Origin of the sequence: Bacillus sp. AP8 (assembly GCF_000321185.1) — a bacterium.
GTDB classification, from domain to species: Bacteria; Bacillota; Bacilli; order Bacillales; family DSM-1321; genus Bacillus_AD; species Bacillus_AD massilioanorexius.
Genome location: NZ_CAPG01000023.1, coordinates 1 through 16,602 on the forward strand (window position 1 = coordinate 1; position 16,602 = coordinate 16,602).

The window sequence follows — 16,602 nt, forward strand, 5'->3', positions numbered from 1 at the left end:
AGGGTGTTAAAGTAGTGGAGGATTTATCACTACTTTAACACCCTAATGCTTTTCATAATTGATAGGTTCTCGTTGCTGATGATCAAAAAATGAATAGGCGGAAAACCTGTGCGATTCGTGGAGAAGAGAGAAAGATTTGAGCCTAATGCGAGGGATGGCGATGTAGAATTTGAATTTGATAAGCACGAATTGAAGCATGTTTAACGGAACATACTGAAAAAATCATATTTTGTATGAATATCTTTTTGAGGATTCTAATACAGATTGGTAATCTTTTATAAAAAAAGTTAAGTAAAAATAGAAAAATTTATAAAAATGGTTGTATTTTCTGCTCTTTTTTATTCTTTTATAAGTAAATGGTAGTTTACCAATACAAAGAAAAAATATAAGTAATTTACAATAAATGGTATAAATGGTTTATGTGAATTTTTCTTATAAATGGTATAATTTAAACACTATAATTATGTTGTAATCCTATTAAGAAGTTATAGGAAAAATGAGAAGGTGGTTGCAAATAATCCAGCAATGATTATTGTATATAAGTAAGAAACTATAAAAAGGCATATTTCAAGCCACTAATACATTTTATCTTATGACGAATAGTCTCTTTTTTTACAACAAATTTCAGAACGTATGTTCCTGGAAGGGGTGAAAAAGAGTAATGAAAAGTAAAAATGAGAATTGTTGTTTGTTAGATTACAAAAGATATAAAGAAAAACGTAAAAAGTATTTAGACAATGATATTATTCATTCTTTCTTAAAAAATCCTGAAAATGATAAACTACTGATGCAATATGTAGAACACCCATCAACGTTTAACAAGAATCAGTTAGATAAAGCATTTAAGTGTTTTTACTTCAACATTCGATTTGTCTCCTTTATTTCTTCAACCTTATATTTTAACGCCATAAATTTTGATAAAAAAAATAGAAAACATAATAATTCACATTCGCTTATATTAGAGCGTTCTATTGATGAAGAGGGAAATTTGTTTTTAAAAGATACCATTGTAGATGAAAAGGCACAAGAAAAAATGGACAATTGCTTCGTTCATACCATAATGGATTATATCGATGAACCTTTGCTGTATGAAGCTATTACCCTGTTAACTGATAAACAAAAAGAAATCATACACTTATATTATGTTGATTGCTTAAATGATACGGAGATTAGTAAGATATTAAATACTTCCCAGCAAAATGTATCAAAGATCCACCAAAAAGCGCTTGAAAAAATTCGCTCCTATATTATTTTGAAAGGAGGTGAAGAAAATGATCGTTCAAATGCCTGATTGGATTGTGATACTTGGTAATTTTGGATTTCCGATTGCGGTTACTATCTATCTCTTTTTACGCTTTGAAAAAAAACTAGAGAAAATGGAAAATGTCATCATAAAATTGACACAAGCTAGTAGTAAAAGCTCGACGACTAACAGGAGGGTTAGAAGATGAATGACCAATTATTTAAGCTTGTTAAAGAATCTAAAAGTAATAATCATTCATTAGAAAAAGTCATTGAAATGTTTGAACCTAAAATAAAGAAAGTCCTTTTATTAACTTCAAAAAATAATAGAGAAGACTTAGAACAAGAATTAAGATGTAAGCTAGTGATCTGTATTAGACAATATGAAGCGGAATCAATTCCTGGATTTTTTGAATTGTCAACCAACGAAGAGGTGTAAAGGAAGTTATGACGATAACTGCAGAAGTAAAAGAATATTTATAAAGAATGTCTCAATTAGAGTTTGGTGGAACTTTTTGAGACATTCTTTTTTGTTAATTAATGACATCATTCGATTTTTACCTATTTATGAAATATTAGCATGGATAGATAGAAAAATTACAAATCTAGATGTTAATATATGGTAAAATGACTTTTGGGATGTTTTTTCTTAAAGGGGGAATGGGATTGAATAAGAAAAAAATAACGGCAATTTTGACCATTGTATATTTGTTAATCTTTTTAACAGGTTGCGGTTTTTCTCATGAAAGGAAGGAAGTAATACAAGAAGAATTAGAATTGAATACGAATGATATTCATTCTGTTAATATGACGGCAGTTATGTTCAAAATGGAAACGCCATTTTCATCATTCAATAATACGAATTTGACCATGCAAGGTGATGGCTATATGCATTTTGCCATTAAGAAAAATCATCCTATACAACTCCATATTAAGAATACAGGCATTCATACATACCAATTTCAATTGATGGCTAAGGAAGATGATTTATTGATAACTGACGTTACGTTAAAGCCCGATGACTCTTATAATCAGACTTTTAATCAAAAACAAATCGATTTACCTAAAGGAAAATACGCTATTCACTTTTCTCAAAAGAGTGGAAAAGAGATAAAGACACATATCAAGATAAGCAGATTACAGCATGGTAATGAGCAATCAAAATAGTACATGGGAGGGGAGAAATCACATGAAAAAGATCAAATTTTATTTAGTGGATGTTTTCGCTGAAAATAAACATGAAGGAAATCAATTGGCTGTTTGTATACCTGATGGATCAATAGAGAAGGATGAAATGCAGAAAATTGCAAGGGAGATTAATTTTTCGGAAACGACTTTTATTATGTCTGAGAAGGAAGAAAATGGTGGATATGATGTGGAGATTTTTACACCTGATTCAGAAATTCCATTTGCAGGGCATCCAACTATAGGTACAGCTCATATAATAAGAAATTTTCTAAGCGATAAAAATAGCTCAGAGGTAATGCTTAATCTTCAAGTAGGGCAAATTCCCGTTTCTTTTAAAGATCAATATGCTTGGATGCAACAGAATCCGCCAATATTTAGTACTCAACTAGATGTAGAAACGGCTGCAGGTATCTTACAAATTAATTCCGAAGATGTTAATACTAGATATCCGATTGAAATTGTTTCAACTGGATTACCGAGCATTATTATTCCATTAAATTCACTTGAAGCAGTCCGAAGATGTAGAGTAGAGCATCATTTATATAATGAGGTACTAAAGGAGTACGGAAATGCGAATATCCTTGTTTTTACAACTGAAACTGTCCATTCTGAAAATGATTTACATGCCAGAGTCTTTATGTTTACCTCTGGACATTTAGAGGACCCAGCAACAGGTAGTGCCAACGGAAATTTGGCAGGTTACATAGTTGAAAATCAGTTCTTTCAAAACCATAAAGTTTCATATAAAGTAGAACAAGGCTATGAAATTGGAAGACCATCTTTGCTTAAAATAGAGGCGGAAAAAGTGAATAATCATTTTTCAATAGCAGTTGGTGGGCAAATATTTGTTGTAGCAAAAGGCCACTGGATTTAAAAGTATGCCATTATTTTTTATTAGTTATAGCTGTTTTCAAAAAGATTATAGATGTGTAAAAACAGAATAGACCTTCCAATTATAGTAGGAAGGTCTATTTGATTTGAAACAGACATGATTTCAAACAAGGTAAATAAATCACATTGATTCATCATTAGGATATTCATCCCAAAATAAATCATTTAAAGTGCGTGATAATGCTTTACAAATTTTGATACATAAACTTAATGTCGGATTATATTTTCCAGATTCAATTAGTCCAATTGTTTGTCTTGAAACTCCAACAATGATAGCTAGTTCTTCTTGTGATAGATCTTTTTCTACTCTTGCTAGCTTCAGTTTCATATTTTTCAATGGTGCTCACCTACAATTTCTTATCATCTTCTTGGCTTTTCATACTAATTTTCTTTGCAACAAGATGAATGCCACAAAATAAAAGCAAAAAGATTGGTAAATAAATCATGATTGAGACAAGTGTAACTATAGTAAAATACTCATAACCTTGAGAACTGTTGTCAGCAAAGGATATAGCACTGTTAATACCCATAATTAGAGAGATGACGATAGCAGAACCTATACTAATATACAAAGATTTTTTGCTCATAGAAGTTTTATGAGTGCGATCATGCATTTCTACTTCGTCAGAATATACACCTAAATAAACAGATCGTGCTAAATAATAGATCGCACCAATAAATAGGATAGTACATTCTAAGATAGCATCTACATTTCCTATTCCAAATTTATATGTTTTTGTGATAATACTGACAAAGCAAATGGCGATAACGACATAAAACAGTTCTTTATAAATTTTATTTCGGACATTTTCTATTCGCTCATCTGTAACGTTATTCATTTTAAATAAATTCATGAATATCAACCTCCAAAGTATTTCGCATCTTATTCACTTCTTACTCATATTATATACTTTATTGTTCTTTTTGCAATATATATATTACATTTAGTGTGATATATATTTCTAAATGTTAGATAAAGGTTTGTTCGATACAACAAATGTGATAGGAGATTTTAGACGGAAATGAATCATTACGGTGAAAAAATCCAACACTTTATTAGTTGGAGGAAGAGTGCTGGATTTTTTTTCTTCTAAGGAATAGGATGATCAGAAGAATAAGAGGGAGATAAATTTGGAAAAACAAATGAATATAATAAGGCATGAATGTAATACCTAATGTAATATGCTCGATGTAGTTTTTCATAAAAAAATGGGTTGTCAAAAACATAAGGAAAAGAACTGGAATAATAAAGTAATTTTGATTTTTTATGTGTAAGACTTTGGACAAGGTAAAAATTCCTGCATAAAAGTAGATAGTTATTTTGATCAATCCACCAATAATAAATATTACAACAGCTAATACTTCAAAATGGGTAATAAATCTAAGAAATGTAATATGTTGGATGGCACCAATGAATGGAAAAGTCATTTCAAGTGTTAATTCCTTTGAAAGTACAGCAATTGTAAAAATGGCTGATAAGCTTAGTATTATTCCTGGAACGGTGACAGCAAGCCATCCTTTCTTTACAAAAACTTTGAAATCCCGTAAGAAATGAAATAAACAAAGAAATACAATCACTTCTCCAAATGGCGTTGTTAAGAGTGTTGGAAAAATAGCCTGAATGATTTTTGAGTTCCCTTCTGAAAAGAGAGGAAGAAGATTTTTATATTCGATTGTATCTTGAAATGTAAATAATATAAAGATGATACTTAAAAATAAAAAAGTAATAAAGAAAAATATTTCTCCGGACCGTGCTAGAGTTTCGATTCCTAGATAGGAAATATATCCGACTAATATTAATATGGATAATTTTGAAACGATAATATTCGTATTGCTTAATTGATTATCTATAAAAAAACCGAAATCAGCGGTAACTCGAGTTGCCATGTAAAGAAAATAGATGGAGTAGACAAAACCTATTACTTTCCCTAATGGTTTACCAAAGCCGGCCATTAACAATTCTAATAAAGAACTTTTTGGTTTTATAGAATAGATTGTAATATAAAAATACAACAAAAGGATTCCTAAAACGGTACTTAAAAGAATGGAAATCCATACGTCTTTTCCTGCTTCTTTACCTACTCCTAAAAAAATGGCACTACCTAGCTGAAAAAGAATGATTAATACAATAAGCTGAAAATGACTAATGTGCTGTTTGTTCATAATTGACCTCTTTTAAATAATGTCACCGTAATTTTGAATTGTTACATCTACCTCAATCGTAAACTCGCTTTTGGGATACATTTGTACCCAGTCTTTTTTTACTTCTTTCCAATTTTTATTATCATAAATTTCTAGAATTTCACCGAATCCAATAATATCGCTATTCTTCTTTTTAGTTATTTCTAACAGTTTAGTGACTTTCTTTTTTATTTCTTCTTCCACGATTTTTTGGATTTTCTGACCATTTTCAACCGAGCTTAAATCATATTTACAAGAGTAGTCAGAAATATTGCCTGTTACTTTTATAGATATGGTAAAAGTAGGAGTATCATTATGAATTTGTCCTCGAATTTTTGTATGACTTTTTAAGACATTTAAAGAAATTTCTTTGTTGCTATGACAGTTTGCTCTAATATTTGTATGTTGTAATTTGTTATTTAGTAGGTAATAGTAGGGACTTAGATTGCTATTGATCCAACCAGTTGAATAATTTCTTTTAAATAGTTGTAACCCATCGAAGCTTATTTCCTTCAAATTTGCATTGGTCAATTGTTGGGCACTTTTATTTTTTGCTTCATTAATATTTCCTTTGAAATGAATGGTAGGTATAGCAGCATCTTTACCGTCCTTTAATATATCTCCTTGCAATTTTGTTAAGAAAGTAGGAAAAACCGAGCCTCTTTCTTGACTAATATTCTTTAAATGACTAGCAATTTCTCGTGAAGTGACTGTTTCAAAAAAGGGAAGGACTTCTAAAAAATCCTTTGCTTTATAATTCCGTGCAATTAGGACGGTCGTATCATAAGGAAAATTAGAGGCCCTTATCATATTATGTAATCCTTTTTTTAGACCCATTTTTTTGGCGATTTGCTCACTAATTATGATTGTTTGAATATGAGAAACTTCTATTTTTCTAGATATTCGTTGGGTTAATTTCGACATGATATGATTAATGGAGTGTCCCTCTTGTTCAAAGACAAAGAAGGGCAATGAACTTTGTCCTTGTGGAGAAAAGGCCAAAGGATTGAGAACTTGTACAGACACATTGTAGCCTTTCTTACTATGATCTATGCCGATAGCAGATATAAAGGCAACATTATGAAGTTCATCATGCTGAAAATGACCAATTAGTATGGCAAATAGTAAGATAAACAGGGAAAATCCAATATGCTTCTTCATTAAGGATACACGCCACCTATTTCTTTTTTTTGAAAAATGGTTCTTCATGATGCATTTTATTTTTTGCTTTTAAAATTTTGGGTAGTGAGAAACGAATTATTGTATCTTTTTGATCTTTTGGATCGAATGGTGCAAATGGCGACAAATATGGAACTCCAAAGGAGCGTAAATGAGCTAAATGAACAATAAGGGCGATAGTTGCAAGGGTGATACCAAATACCCCAAATGCGGCACTCATTAATATAAGAGCATAACGTATTATACGCATAGCGGAATCCATCGTTTGTATGGGTGCCGCAAAGCTAAGAATATATGAAATACTGACAACCACTAGTGTTGCAGGTTGTACGATTCCAGCTTCGATGGCTGCCTGTCCAATGACAATTGCACCGATGAGCGATACGGTTAAAACCAGATTTTTATCCAATCGAAGTGCGCTCTCAACAATGACGGTTAATAAAATCGTAAAAATCAACACTTCAAAAACGAGTGGCAAAGGTTTATTTTCGCTTTGAGATGCTAAACTTATGACTAAATCATAAGGAATGAAACCTGGTTCAAAATTGACAAAAGCAATATAAAGCCCAGGGATATAAATGCCAACTATTAAGGAGAAGAAACGAAGAAATCGGTTGAAAAATAAATTCCATTTAAAATAATAGTCATCTGGTGAATGCAAAAAGGTAATAAGTGGTGAAGGCATTAGTAGGGCATATCCAGTTCCATCTACGAGTATGGCAATCTTACTACCTAATACTTCTGCAGAAATGACATCAGGCCGATCGGAATTTAATATTAATGGAAAAGGTGTAAAAAAGTCATAGTGGATAAATTCTTCTATATAGTTGGATTCGATAACTTCTGACAATTGTATATTATTTAGTCTGTGCTTTAATTCTTTTAAGATCGTTGGATCGACTTTATCCTGTAAATACACTAAACAAATATCGGTATTGGTTTGTGTGCCTATTGTATGCTTTTCAAACGTTAAATTCTTATTTTTGATAATTCCTCTAATTAAAGCGATATTTGAATTAAGATGCTCATTAAAACCAATATGTGGACCTCTTAATACTCTTTGACTTTCTGGTGGACTAAATGCTCGCTCCTTCATTTTTGTTGTTGTGGCTGAAATAATTTCATGATAATTCTCAAATATGATGAGCGTATTTCCAGCTAAAACATCGTTGATTACCCTCTCTAACGAGTGTAAGGATCGTATTTGATATTTCTTCGTTTCAATGACTTCCATGCAAATGGATGTTAACAAAGTATCGTCAGCTGTTAAGGTCGTTTTTTTTTGTAAGCATCGGATGATCGACTCTTCTATTTCCTTTTCATTTACAATTCCTTGTATATACAAAAGAAATCCATTGATTTTTGAATCGACTAAGTGAAAAACGAAAGGTCTTGTAATAACATCCATAGAATAGTTTAATTCAGATTGAAGTTGATTTTGAATGATTTGTAATGATGACAAAAAGATTCCTCCGCAGTTCATTTCTTTTATATATCTTTAGCAAAAGAAGGAAAATTATTTCATTTTTTATTAGAGAAGCATCCATTGATTTTTAACGAAAAAACAGAGTGATGTTACCGTCACTCTGTTTTTTCATGAATGATATAGGTTTTTAATTGTTTGATTTTACCATCCTTAAACTTATTTAAGCGAATAATGTGGCAAAACGAAATAGAATGGCCGTTTCCAGATGAATCAGAAACTAAAATCGTTCCATCAATTGCAGCTGTTATGCCGTGCGTAATAGTATTTGTAATGTTCGTTTCTTTTATATGCGGTTTGTGTTGGTCTTGTAAGTACTTTACAAAAGCGTCTACACCTTGAATAGTAGTTTGACCGACTAGGTTCCATTGGATATCATCAGTCAAGTATTCTTTTAATACATTCATATTGCCTGAAGTAAAGGATTCAACGAAGTTTTCAATCATTTTTCCTTTTTGAGTTGTCATATGTATTTCCTCTCAATCTAAATTTTGGCATTTGGTCATTTTCTAAAAGATTTTTGTTTTGTAATATGTTTGGTGAATAAAAAAGTTACTTGATTGGAGCGTGAGTTGCGTGACTCTTATGGGAATACCGACGACCCAGAGGAATGCGAGTATACTAGAACAGAATTCAACCAATACGCACTAGGCAACTAACCTTAAATATTTACATCTATCTCCGAGTTATTCATTTTCTATTATTATCGGTAAATCCTTTAAAAAATGATACTCAGACATTTTGAGATAAAAGAATTATAATAGTTGATGAAGTGAAATGGGAGAGGAAGTTTTAGATGAGTACATATAAGATTATTTTATTCGATTTAGATGGTACGTTGTCTGATCCAAAAGAGGGGATTACGAAGTCGGTACAATATGCGTTACAAAAGTTTAATATTGAAGAAGAAAACTTAGATAAACTAGATTGTTTTATTGGTCCCCCTTTAAAAGAGTCGTTTGCTGAATTTTACGATTTCGATGATGAAAAGTCTAATCAAGCAGTAGATTATTATAGAGATCGCTTTAAAATGAAGGGGATGTTTGAAAATCAGCTATATCCATGTATACCTCAACTTTTACAAAAGTTAAAACAAAAATACATATTAGTAGTAGCTACTTCGAAGCCTACAGTGTTTTCTCAACAAATATTAGAATTTTTTCATATAAACGATTATTTTGACGTTGTTGTTGGTAGCAATTTAGATGGAACTCGATCGTCAAAGACTGAGATTATTCAATATATTTTGGAACAATACAAGGAGTATCAATTAGTTGATTTTGTAATGATTGGAGACCGCAAGTACGATATTGCTGGTGCAAACAATAATCATATTGATTCCATTGGAGTTACCTATGGATATGGATCAAAGGAAGAATTATTACAAAGTCATCCTACATTTATTGTTGAAAGTGTTTCAGAACTTAAAAGGATATTATTAGGTCAGTGAAAAACATCAGACAGCTAAATAGAGCTGTCTGATGTTTTTTATGACGAAATGAAAGAGAGATATTTATTTAAATTGAGATATGGAATAGTTTATCTGTAAGGATACTGTTCTGGGTATAGCTGATTATATATTGGTGTTTCATACCATTGGTTGCTGTATTGAGTTGGATAGCTGGGAGATGGGGAGCCCTTGCTTTCATAATTTCGGTTACAGTTACTAGGTGGCCCTATGAAAGTAGAAGGCTGAATAGGAGCAATAGCTTTCTTCCATTGGTTTTCATCCATGCAATACGTATGTGCCATAATATTGGCAGGTGTTAATTTTAATATATCTGATCCTAAAATAACTTCTGGAGTAGGTGCATCAAAAATAGCTAATAAATGTGTTTGGTCTGCTGTTGCTACTTCATAATGCCACCAGCCTTGTGGAACGTTCGCTACTTGACCAGGGGTAATAGGGAAATTTTCAATATGATTTGTATATGGATTAAGTAATGAAACAGTTGCCGAACCGCTTATGCAGTATACAAGTTCCGCTGCATTTTGATGATAATGCGGTTCTACTACATTATTTCTACTAAGAAATATATCTAACAATGAAACATTTTCGAGAGTGTTTAACTGTTGTTTGCCTAATACATTTATATAGTTTTGGTTATTTTTCGTCATGAATCTACTTTTATTTACATCAAAAAAGAAATGGGTAGAGGGTGAGGCATAATCAATCGTTGAGGCCATTCTTTTATCAAATCCTTTAAATTTAGGTTATTTATACGAATAACCTATGTAGTAGATTGTTTTTCGTGCAGGTCCATAATCTTACCTGTAATTCTTATTAATATACGTATGCTCAATAAGGCAGTACAATAAAAGTAGCTTATTTATGAAAAGGGGGATTTTCATGAAGGTAAGTAATGGGGTATTAACAGTAGATTTTAAAGATTTGCATGTCATTCGGATAGGTGTTCAAACGGGAGCAGGAATAGAAGCTGGTGTAAAAACTCTTTTTTTACTTAATGGACAAGATACAACTAGTATTGAGCATATTGAACTTACTCCAGAGGCAAAGGGGCAGGAATTTGCAGAAGCAGCATTAAAGGCAATAGAAGCTCATGTTAAAACAAACAAATTGCACTAATATCACAATTAGTGAAGAACTTATAGAGAATTTCTCTATAGGTTCTTTTTTTGTCCTTTTAACTTATTGTAAGTTGCGGAATAACTTCTTACTTAAATGCAAAATTATCCGAAGACATCCAATCAATAAAAAAGGAACGAGTTCATAATCTTAAGTTCTAATCGGGACAACATTTGCCATACATATTAGATAGGACAATTTAAAAGGAGGATGTATCAATGGAAGTCACACAAAAAAAGAATGTTATCTTAACTCGTGAAAAAGCAAGATGGATGTATCAGAAAATGTTAGAAATACGAATGTTCGAAGACAAGGTGCATGAGCAGTTTGCAAAAGGGATTATACCTGGATTTGTACATTTGTATGCTGGAGAAGAGGCTATTGCAGTTGGAGTTTGCGCACATTTAAATGAAAAGGATTCTATTACAAGCACGCATCGCGGTCATGGTCATTGTATAGCAAAGGAATGTGACTTGAATGGCATGATGGCAGAAATATACGGAAAGGCGACTGGATTATGTAAAGGAAAAGGTGGATCCATGCATATAGCAGATTTAGACAAAGGTATGCTCGGTGCAAATGGAATCGTTGGCGGTGGTTTTCCTCTAGCCTGTGGTGCAGCTTTAACCGCAAAATATAAGAAAACAGATCATGTGAGTGTTTGTTTTTTTGGAGATGGAGCAAATAATCATGGGACATTCCATGAAGGCATTAATTTAGCGGCTATTTGGAAACTTCCAGTTGTATTTGTTGCTGAAAATAATGGCTATGCAGAAGCCACACCATTTACGTATGCTTCTAGCTGTCAAAGCATAGTGGATCGTGCAAAAGCCTACAATATTCCTGGTATCAAAGTGGATGGAAAAGATGTAGTGGCTGTATATCAAGCGGCAGAGGAAGCTGTCCAAAGAGCTCGTCGTGGCGAAGGGCCAACACTTATTGAATGTATAACTTATCGCAATTATGGTCATTTCGAAGGAGATGCTCAAAAATATAAAACGGAGCAAGATAAAGACACTCATAAAAATGAAAAAGATGCGATTCAGCTTTTTAAACAATATGTACTAAATCTAAATATAGTAGCGGGTGAAGAATTAACCTCTATTGAAGATGCAGTCGCTGAGGCAATAGATGAATCTGTACGCTTTAGTGAGGAGAGTCCATATCCGAGTGAAGCGGATTTATTAACAGATGTGTACGTGTCTTATAAAGGAGGAAAGTAAGATGACAAGAAAAATAAGTATGTCAGAAGCTATTAATGAAGCGATGAAGTTAGCAATGAGAAAAGATGAAAACGTTCTCTTAATGGGGGAGGATGTGGCTGGTGGTGCAGATGTTGACCATCTTCAGGATGACGAAGCTTGGGGTGGTGTGTTGGGCGTTACGAAGGGACTAGTTCAGGAATTTGGACGTGAGAGGATTTTAGATACACCGATAGCAGAAGCGGGATATATGGGGGCGGCTATGGCTGCAGCATCAACAGGATTACGACCAATAGCCGAACTAATGTTTAATGATTTTATTGGTAGCTGTCTAGATGAAGTTCTAAATCAAGGAGCAAAATTCCGCTATATGTTTGGTGGTAAGGCTCAGGTACCAGTTACTATTCGAACAATGCATGGTGCAGGCTTTCGTGCGGCAGCTCAGCATTCACAAAGTTTATATGCTTTATTTACAGCGATTCCAGGTTTGAAAGTCGTTGTTCCATCATCTCCTTATGATGCCAAAGGTCTATTACTAGCAGCGATTGAAGACAATGATCCAGTTATCTTTTTTGAAGATAAAACGTTATATAACATGGTAGGTGAAGTGCCAGAAGAGTACTATACGATACCATTAGGAAAAGCGGTGGTGAAGCGAGAAGGTAGTGATGTAACGATTGTAGCTATTGGAAAACAAGTGCATACAGCTATACAAGCAGCTGAGCAATTGGCTAAGGTAGGAATTGAAGTAGAGGTTGTGGATCCTTTAAGTCTTTCTCCTTTAGATGAAGAGACGATTCTAAATTCTGTTGCTAAAACAAATCGATTAATTGTTATCGATGAAGCAAATCCAAGATGTAGTGTGGCAACAGATATAGCAGCATTAGTAGCTGATAAAGGATTTGACACTCTAGATGCACCAATTAAACGTATAACAGCTCCTCACACTCCAGTGCCATTTTCACCTGCATTAGAAGATCTTTATTTGCCAACTCCAGATAGAGTAGTAGGTGTTGTATCGGAATTATTGGGAGAAACATCAGAGCTTAACGTGTAAGAAGGGAGTGGGATTTGTGGCGACAGAAGTAATAATGCCAAAGTTGGGGATGGCGATGAAGGAAGGCTCTGTTTCTGAATGGGTGAAAAAAGTAGGGGATGTTGTAGGAAAAGGAGATTTAATCGCAAGTATTAATTCAGAAAAAATAGAAATGGATCTAGAGTCACCTGTAGATGGAACGATTATAGAAATTGCTGTTTCTGAGGGTGTAGGTGTTGCTCCAGGTACAATTATTTGTTACATCGGTAGGGCAGATGAGCGAATACAATCAAAGGTGGATGGGGTAGTGGAAAAGGTAAAACCATTGAAAGATCGAGTGAAGATTTCACCTGTCGCTAAGAAGATGGCGGAAGTGGCTAACGTTGATATTCATACCATTGAGGGTACTGGTCCAGGAGGTAGAATTACGAAAGAAGATGTCGAGAAAGCTATAGATGGTGCTCAAGTTGTTCCTGTTTCCATTGTTCACGAAGAAAAGGTACCTACATCACGTCAAGTAACAGGAATGAGGAAGGTCATCGCGAAAAGAATGCAGGAAAGCTTACAAAACAGTGCACAACTGACGATGAATATGAAAGTCGATGTAACAGAATTATTATCGTTCCAAAAGCAAACAGAACAATCGATTCAAGCACAGTATAACTTAAAGTTATCTCTAAATGATTTTATATCGAGAGCGGTGGTTTTAGCTCTTCAAGAACATAAAGCAATGAATAGTGCCTATTTGGATGAGGCAATTTTTGAGTATGACAAAATACATCTTGGTATAGCAGTTGCTCTAGATAATGGATTAGTCGTTCCGGTCATCATGGATGCCCAAGAGCTGTCAATTCTTCCTTTAGCGAAGCAAATAAAGGAAAAAGCAAGGTTAGCCAGAGAAGGAAGACTTAGTCATGAAGAAATGACTGGTTCAACTTTTACGATAAGTAATCTTGGAGGTTTTGGTATTGAACACTTTACACCCATTATTAATCCTCCAGAAGCTGGCATTTTGGGAGTAGGTGCTGTTATGGATACACCTCTATTTGTGGGAGAAGAGGTTCAAAAAAGAAGCCTACTTCCTCTTAGTCTAACTTTTGATCATCGGGTGTTAGACGGAGCGCCAGCAGCAACCTTCTTACAAAGTGTGAAACGATATTTAGAAGAACCCATTAAGTTGTTATTATAGAAGGAAGGTGAGCCATGTCTACAATAGCAATAATTGGAGGAGGTCCAGCAGGTTATGTAGCAGCTATTATAGCTGCCCAACAGGGTAATAAGGTAATACTTATTGAACAGGATTCTCTTGGGGGAACTTGCTTAAATGAAGGATGTATGCCAACAAAATCGCTTTTGCAAAGTGCTGAAATGATTCATCAAGTAAAGCATGCAAATGATTTTGGTATAAAGGTTAATGATTTAGTAATCAATTGGAATCAAGTTCAGAATCGAAAGAATGACATTGTGGCCTCACTTGTACAAGGTATTCGGTATTTAATGAGAAAAAATAAGATTACGATAATAGAGGGAAAAGCAGTCTTTCAATCACCTACATACTTAACAGTAGATGGTGAGACAATTCATGCAGATAAAATCATTATCGCAACAGGTTCTGAGGCTGTTGAATTACCGTTTGCTCCATTTGATAGAGAGTGGATTATCGATAGTCGTCAGGCGATGTCTTTGTCTACGATTCCTGAATCATTAATCATTGTTGGCGGTGGAGTAATAGGCTGTGAGTTTGCTAGTATTTATAGTGCAATGGGAACGAAAGTAACTATTATTGAAATGGCAGATCAATTACTACCAGGAGAAGATTCTGAGGTCGCGTTGATTTTACAAAAAGAATTAATAAAGCAAGGAGTAACGCTGTTTTTAGGAGCAAGTGTGAAAGAAGTAGATTCTACTAATAAAAAGGTATTTTTTCAAGAAGGTCAGGAGATGTTAGAGTGTCAATCAGAGTATCTTCTAGTTTCAATAGGTAGAAAACCAAGAGTAACAAAATTAGGTTTAGAACAAATCGGGATAGAAATGACGAAACAAGGCATTATAGTCAATGAAAAAATGCAAACGAATGTTTCGAATATCTATGCCTGTGGAGATGTAATAGGTGGATTTCAATTGGCTCATGTTGCTATGCATGAAGGAAAAGTTGCCGCACTTCATGCTAGTGGGAATATGACAAGCGTAAATGAGAGAGTGGTCCCAAGATGCATATACACAAATCCAGAGATTGCAAGTGTTGGATTAACAGAAAAGCAAGCTAGAACTGTATATCAAAGTGTTTTAGTTGGGGAATGCCCATTTTCTATGAATGGAAAATCTCTCATTCTTAATAATAGAAATGGAAAAGTGAAAGTACTAGTTGAGCCAGAATATGGAGAAATTATTGGCCTGACGATTGTAGGACCACATGCAACCGAATTAATTGGTCAAGGTGCATTGATGATACATGGTGAAATGACAGTAGATTCATTAGAAGACTTCATTTCTGCTCATCCGACTTTGTCAGAAGCCATCCATGAAGCAATACTTCAGGCAAAAGGTCGAGCAATTCATATGTAAAAATAGGGAAGACTGAGCCAGTGAATGGACTCGGTCTTTTTTAATGGGAAAATTGAATTCGTAGAATAGAAGAAAGATCGAAATCGAACTCTCTGTAATTCCAGTTGAGTTAAAGGATTTTTTAAAACTTTTTCCGTATTATCACTGTTTTGAACAAATTGTTTGGAGTGATGATGATAAATAATTGTTCCAGACAAGTTCTTTACTTCTATAAGGAAAAATGAAACTTTAACAAAGTAGGAGCGTTTTAATTTGAAAGTAATAATTATGTTTAGGAGATTGCATTCTTTTATCATGAAGAATAAGATAATCTTCGATGGATTTTTCACCTTTCTTTTACAATCAAACCCTTTACCTCGATTTATATACTTTTTAAATCATTTCAATAGAAAAAAGTCTTTCCCTAGTTTATATTATGAATTTTTCTTGTATAATCGGGTATGTGTATTTTAGGAGGGATTGAATTTATGAAAAAGTGTATGTATTTATTATTATCATTAGTTATTGTATTATTAACAGCTTGTTCTTCTGATGATAAGGATGAAAAGGCTGAAAAAGGTGACAAATTAGCAGTTGATAAAGGATTATTAAATGTAGAAATCACTATACCAGCTTCTTTTTTTGAGGGACAAGATTTGGATACTGTTATAGCTGATGCAAAAAAAGATGGCGTTAGTGAGGTAACTAAAAATGATGATGGTTCACTGACATATAAAATGAGTAAATCTAAGCATAAAGAGTTGATGAAAGAACTTAAAACAAACATCCAAAAAACAATTGACGAAACCAAAAATGGTGAGGATTTTCCTTCAATTAAAGATATTAAGGCTAATAAATCCTATTCGGAATTTACTTTAGAAGTAGATCAATCAGCCTTTGAAAATAGTATGGATGGATTTGCTACGTTAACTTTAGCGATGTCAGGAATGTTTTATCAGTTGTTCGATGGAGTAGATTCTGATGATTATAAAGTGACTATCACTTTAAAAGATCAAGCTACGCAAAAAGTATTTAATGAAATTGTTTATCCAGATGCTTTAAATGAAAA

20 protein-coding genes are annotated in these 16,602 nt (G+C 33.4%); 12 read left to right on the forward strand and 8 right to left on the reverse strand.

The annotated features are described in order from the left end of the window. Positions 1-661 precede the first annotated feature (661 nt). The 5 genes from BN349_RS04255 (at position 662) to BN349_RS04275 (ending at position 3,304) form a co-directional block, all read left to right on the forward strand. Positions 662-1,291 carry a sigma-70 family RNA polymerase sigma factor gene (locus BN349_RS04255; protein WP_019241034.1) on the forward strand — a complete coding sequence of 210 codons (630 nt, stop codon included), beginning with the start codon at positions 662-664 and terminating at the stop codon, positions 1,289-1,291. Beyond that, positions 1,272-1,451, forward strand: coding sequence for a YvrJ family protein (locus tag BN349_RS23315; protein WP_019241035.1), 180 nt, complete (start codon positions 1,272-1,274; stop codon positions 1,449-1,451). The genes BN349_RS04255 and BN349_RS23315 overlap by 20 nt, the downstream gene beginning before the upstream one ends. Then, a complete protein-coding gene (locus BN349_RS04265; RefSeq protein WP_019241036.1) occupies positions 1,448-1,681 on the forward strand; it encodes a helix-turn-helix domain-containing protein in 234 nt (77 codons plus the stop codon). Before BN349_RS23315 ends, BN349_RS04265 begins: the two co-directional genes overlap by 4 nt. 227 nt (positions 1,682-1,908) lie before the next feature. Beyond that, complete coding sequence (locus tag BN349_RS04270) at positions 1,909-2,409, forward strand: hypothetical protein (RefSeq protein WP_019241037.1); 501 nt, start codon at positions 1,909-1,911, stop codon at positions 2,407-2,409. 22 nt (positions 2,410-2,431) lie between these two features. Further along, a complete protein-coding gene (locus BN349_RS04275) occupies positions 2,432-3,304 on the forward strand; it encodes a PhzF family phenazine biosynthesis protein (RefSeq protein ID WP_019241038.1) in 873 nt (290 codons plus the stop codon). Between the two features lie 138 nt (positions 3,305-3,442). Here BN349_RS04275 and BN349_RS04280 read toward each other — a convergent pair whose 3' ends face one another. From BN349_RS04280 to BN349_RS04305, 6 genes are all read right to left on the reverse strand, one after another. Beyond that, on the reverse strand, positions 3,443-3,658 hold the full coding sequence (locus BN349_RS04280) for a helix-turn-helix transcriptional regulator (RefSeq protein ID WP_019241039.1): 216 nt from the start codon (positions 3,656-3,658) through the stop codon (positions 3,443-3,445). A 10-nt stretch (positions 3,659-3,668) separates the two neighbouring features. Further along, positions 3,669-4,175 carry a DUF6773 family protein gene (locus BN349_RS04285; protein WP_019241040.1) on the reverse strand — a complete coding sequence of 169 codons (507 nt, stop codon included), beginning with the start codon at positions 4,173-4,175 and terminating at the stop codon, positions 3,669-3,671. A gap of 202 nt (positions 4,176-4,377) precedes the next feature. Further along, a complete protein-coding gene (locus BN349_RS04290; protein ID WP_019241041.1) occupies positions 4,378-5,484 on the reverse strand; it encodes a GerAB/ArcD/ProY family transporter in 1,107 nt (368 codons plus the stop codon). A 12-nt stretch (positions 5,485-5,496) separates the two neighbouring features. Further along, positions 5,497-6,663 carry a Ger(x)C family spore germination protein gene (locus BN349_RS04295; RefSeq protein ID WP_019241042.1) on the reverse strand — a complete coding sequence of 389 codons (1,167 nt, stop codon included), beginning with the start codon at positions 6,661-6,663 and terminating at the stop codon, positions 5,497-5,499. 16 nt (positions 6,664-6,679) lie between these two features. Beyond that, a complete protein-coding gene (locus BN349_RS04300; RefSeq protein WP_019241043.1) occupies positions 6,680-8,143 on the reverse strand; it encodes a spore germination protein in 1,464 nt (487 codons plus the stop codon). A gap of 119 nt (positions 8,144-8,262) precedes the next feature. Next, entirely contained in the window at positions 8,263-8,631 is a 369-nt protein-coding gene (locus BN349_RS04305; protein WP_019241044.1) for a nuclear transport factor 2 family protein, read from the reverse strand. 329 nt (positions 8,632-8,960) lie between these two features. Here BN349_RS04305 and BN349_RS04310 point away from each other — a divergent pair, with 329 nt between their 5' ends. Beyond that, a complete protein-coding gene (locus BN349_RS04310; RefSeq protein WP_019241045.1) occupies positions 8,961-9,614 on the forward strand; it encodes an HAD family hydrolase in 654 nt (217 codons plus the stop codon). Positions 9,615-9,703: 89 nt separating this feature from the next. Here BN349_RS04310 and BN349_RS04315 read toward each other — a convergent pair whose 3' ends face one another. Further along, positions 9,704-10,351 (reverse strand): cupin domain-containing protein, encoded by a 648-nt coding sequence (locus BN349_RS04315; protein ID WP_019241046.1) that lies wholly within the window; start codon positions 10,349-10,351, stop codon positions 9,704-9,706. A gap of 163 nt (positions 10,352-10,514) precedes the next feature. Here BN349_RS04315 and BN349_RS04320 point away from each other — a divergent pair, with 163 nt between their 5' ends. From BN349_RS04320 to lpdA, 5 genes are all read left to right on the forward strand, one after another. After that, entirely contained in the window at positions 10,515-10,751 is a 237-nt protein-coding gene (locus BN349_RS04320; RefSeq protein WP_019241047.1) for a hypothetical protein, read from the forward strand. 218 nt (positions 10,752-10,969) lie between these two features. Further along, positions 10,970-11,974: a thiamine pyrophosphate-dependent dehydrogenase E1 component subunit alpha gene (locus BN349_RS04325; RefSeq protein WP_019241048.1), complete on the forward strand. Its 1,005-nt coding sequence runs from the start codon at positions 10,970-10,972 to the stop codon at positions 11,972-11,974. Between the two features lies 1 nt (position 11,975). Beyond that, positions 11,976-13,010: an alpha-ketoacid dehydrogenase subunit beta gene (locus BN349_RS04330; RefSeq protein WP_019241049.1), complete on the forward strand. Its 1,035-nt coding sequence runs from the start codon at positions 11,976-11,978 to the stop codon at positions 13,008-13,010. A gap of 16 nt (positions 13,011-13,026) precedes the next feature. Further along, on the forward strand, positions 13,027-14,178 hold the full coding sequence (locus BN349_RS04335; RefSeq protein WP_019241050.1) for a dihydrolipoamide acetyltransferase family protein: 1,152 nt from the start codon (positions 13,027-13,029) through the stop codon (positions 14,176-14,178). 14 nt (positions 14,179-14,192) lie between these two features. Further along, the gene (gene lpdA / locus BN349_RS04340; RefSeq protein ID WP_019241051.1) at positions 14,193-15,554 is read left to right on the forward strand and encodes a dihydrolipoyl dehydrogenase; all 1,362 of its coding nucleotides are present in this window, start codon (positions 14,193-14,195) and stop codon (positions 15,552-15,554) included. On the opposite strand, the gene BN349_RS26835 is transcribed toward lpdA, so the two are convergent. After that, positions 15,545-15,850, reverse strand: coding sequence for a nuclease-related domain-containing protein (locus BN349_RS26835; RefSeq protein ID WP_081591172.1), 306 nt, complete (start codon positions 15,848-15,850; stop codon positions 15,545-15,547). The genes lpdA and BN349_RS26835 overlap by 10 nt on opposite strands. Positions 15,851-16,021: 171 nt before the next feature. On the opposite strand from BN349_RS26835, the gene BN349_RS04345 reads away from it, so the two are divergent. Further along, positions 16,022-16,602: hypothetical protein (locus BN349_RS04345; RefSeq protein WP_019241052.1), on the forward strand; the 581-nt coding region annotated here is incomplete at its 3' end.

What these genes read in the sequence shown, in the direction of transcription:
- lpdA (WP_019241051.1), top strand. Translation starts at nt 14,193, where the DNA reads ATGTCTACAATAGCAATAATTGGAGGAGGTCCAGCAGGTTATGTAGCA.
- BN349_RS23315 (WP_019241035.1), top strand. Translation starts at nt 1,272, where the DNA reads ATGATCGTTCAAATGCCTGATTGGATTGTGATACTTGGTAATTTTGGA.
- BN349_RS04315 (WP_019241046.1), bottom strand. Translation starts at nt 10,351, where the DNA reads ATGGCCTCAACGATTGATTATGCCTCACCCTCTACCCATTTCTTTTTT.
- BN349_RS26835 (WP_081591172.1), bottom strand. Translation starts at nt 15,850, where the DNA reads ATGATAAAAGAATGCAATCTCCTAAACATAATTATTACTTTCAAATTA.
- BN349_RS04255 (WP_019241034.1), top strand. Translation starts at nt 662, where the DNA reads ATGAAAAGTAAAAATGAGAATTGTTGTTTGTTAGATTACAAAAGATAT.
- BN349_RS04325 (WP_019241048.1), top strand. Translation starts at nt 10,970, where the DNA reads ATGGAAGTCACACAAAAAAAGAATGTTATCTTAACTCGTGAAAAAGCA.
- BN349_RS04310 (WP_019241045.1), top strand. Translation starts at nt 8,961, where the DNA reads ATGAGTACATATAAGATTATTTTATTCGATTTAGATGGTACGTTGTCT.
- BN349_RS04295 (WP_019241042.1), bottom strand. Translation starts at nt 6,663, where the DNA reads ATGAAGAAGCATATTGGATTTTCCCTGTTTATCTTACTATTTGCCATA.
- BN349_RS04305 (WP_019241044.1), bottom strand. Translation starts at nt 8,631, where the DNA reads ATGACAACTCAAAAAGGAAAAATGATTGAAAACTTCGTTGAATCCTTT.
- BN349_RS04290 (WP_019241041.1), bottom strand. Translation starts at nt 5,484, where the DNA reads ATGAACAAACAGCACATTAGTCATTTTCAGCTTATTGTATTAATCATT.
- BN349_RS04265 (WP_019241036.1), top strand. Translation starts at nt 1,448, where the DNA reads ATGAATGACCAATTATTTAAGCTTGTTAAAGAATCTAAAAGTAATAAT.
- BN349_RS04330 (WP_019241049.1), top strand. Translation starts at nt 11,976, where the DNA reads ATGACAAGAAAAATAAGTATGTCAGAAGCTATTAATGAAGCGATGAAG.
- BN349_RS04320 (WP_019241047.1), top strand. Translation starts at nt 10,515, where the DNA reads ATGAAGGTAAGTAATGGGGTATTAACAGTAGATTTTAAAGATTTGCAT.
- BN349_RS04275 (WP_019241038.1), top strand. Translation starts at nt 2,432, where the DNA reads ATGAAAAAGATCAAATTTTATTTAGTGGATGTTTTCGCTGAAAATAAA.
- BN349_RS04285 (WP_019241040.1), bottom strand. Translation starts at nt 4,175, where the DNA reads ATGAATTTATTTAAAATGAATAACGTTACAGATGAGCGAATAGAAAAT.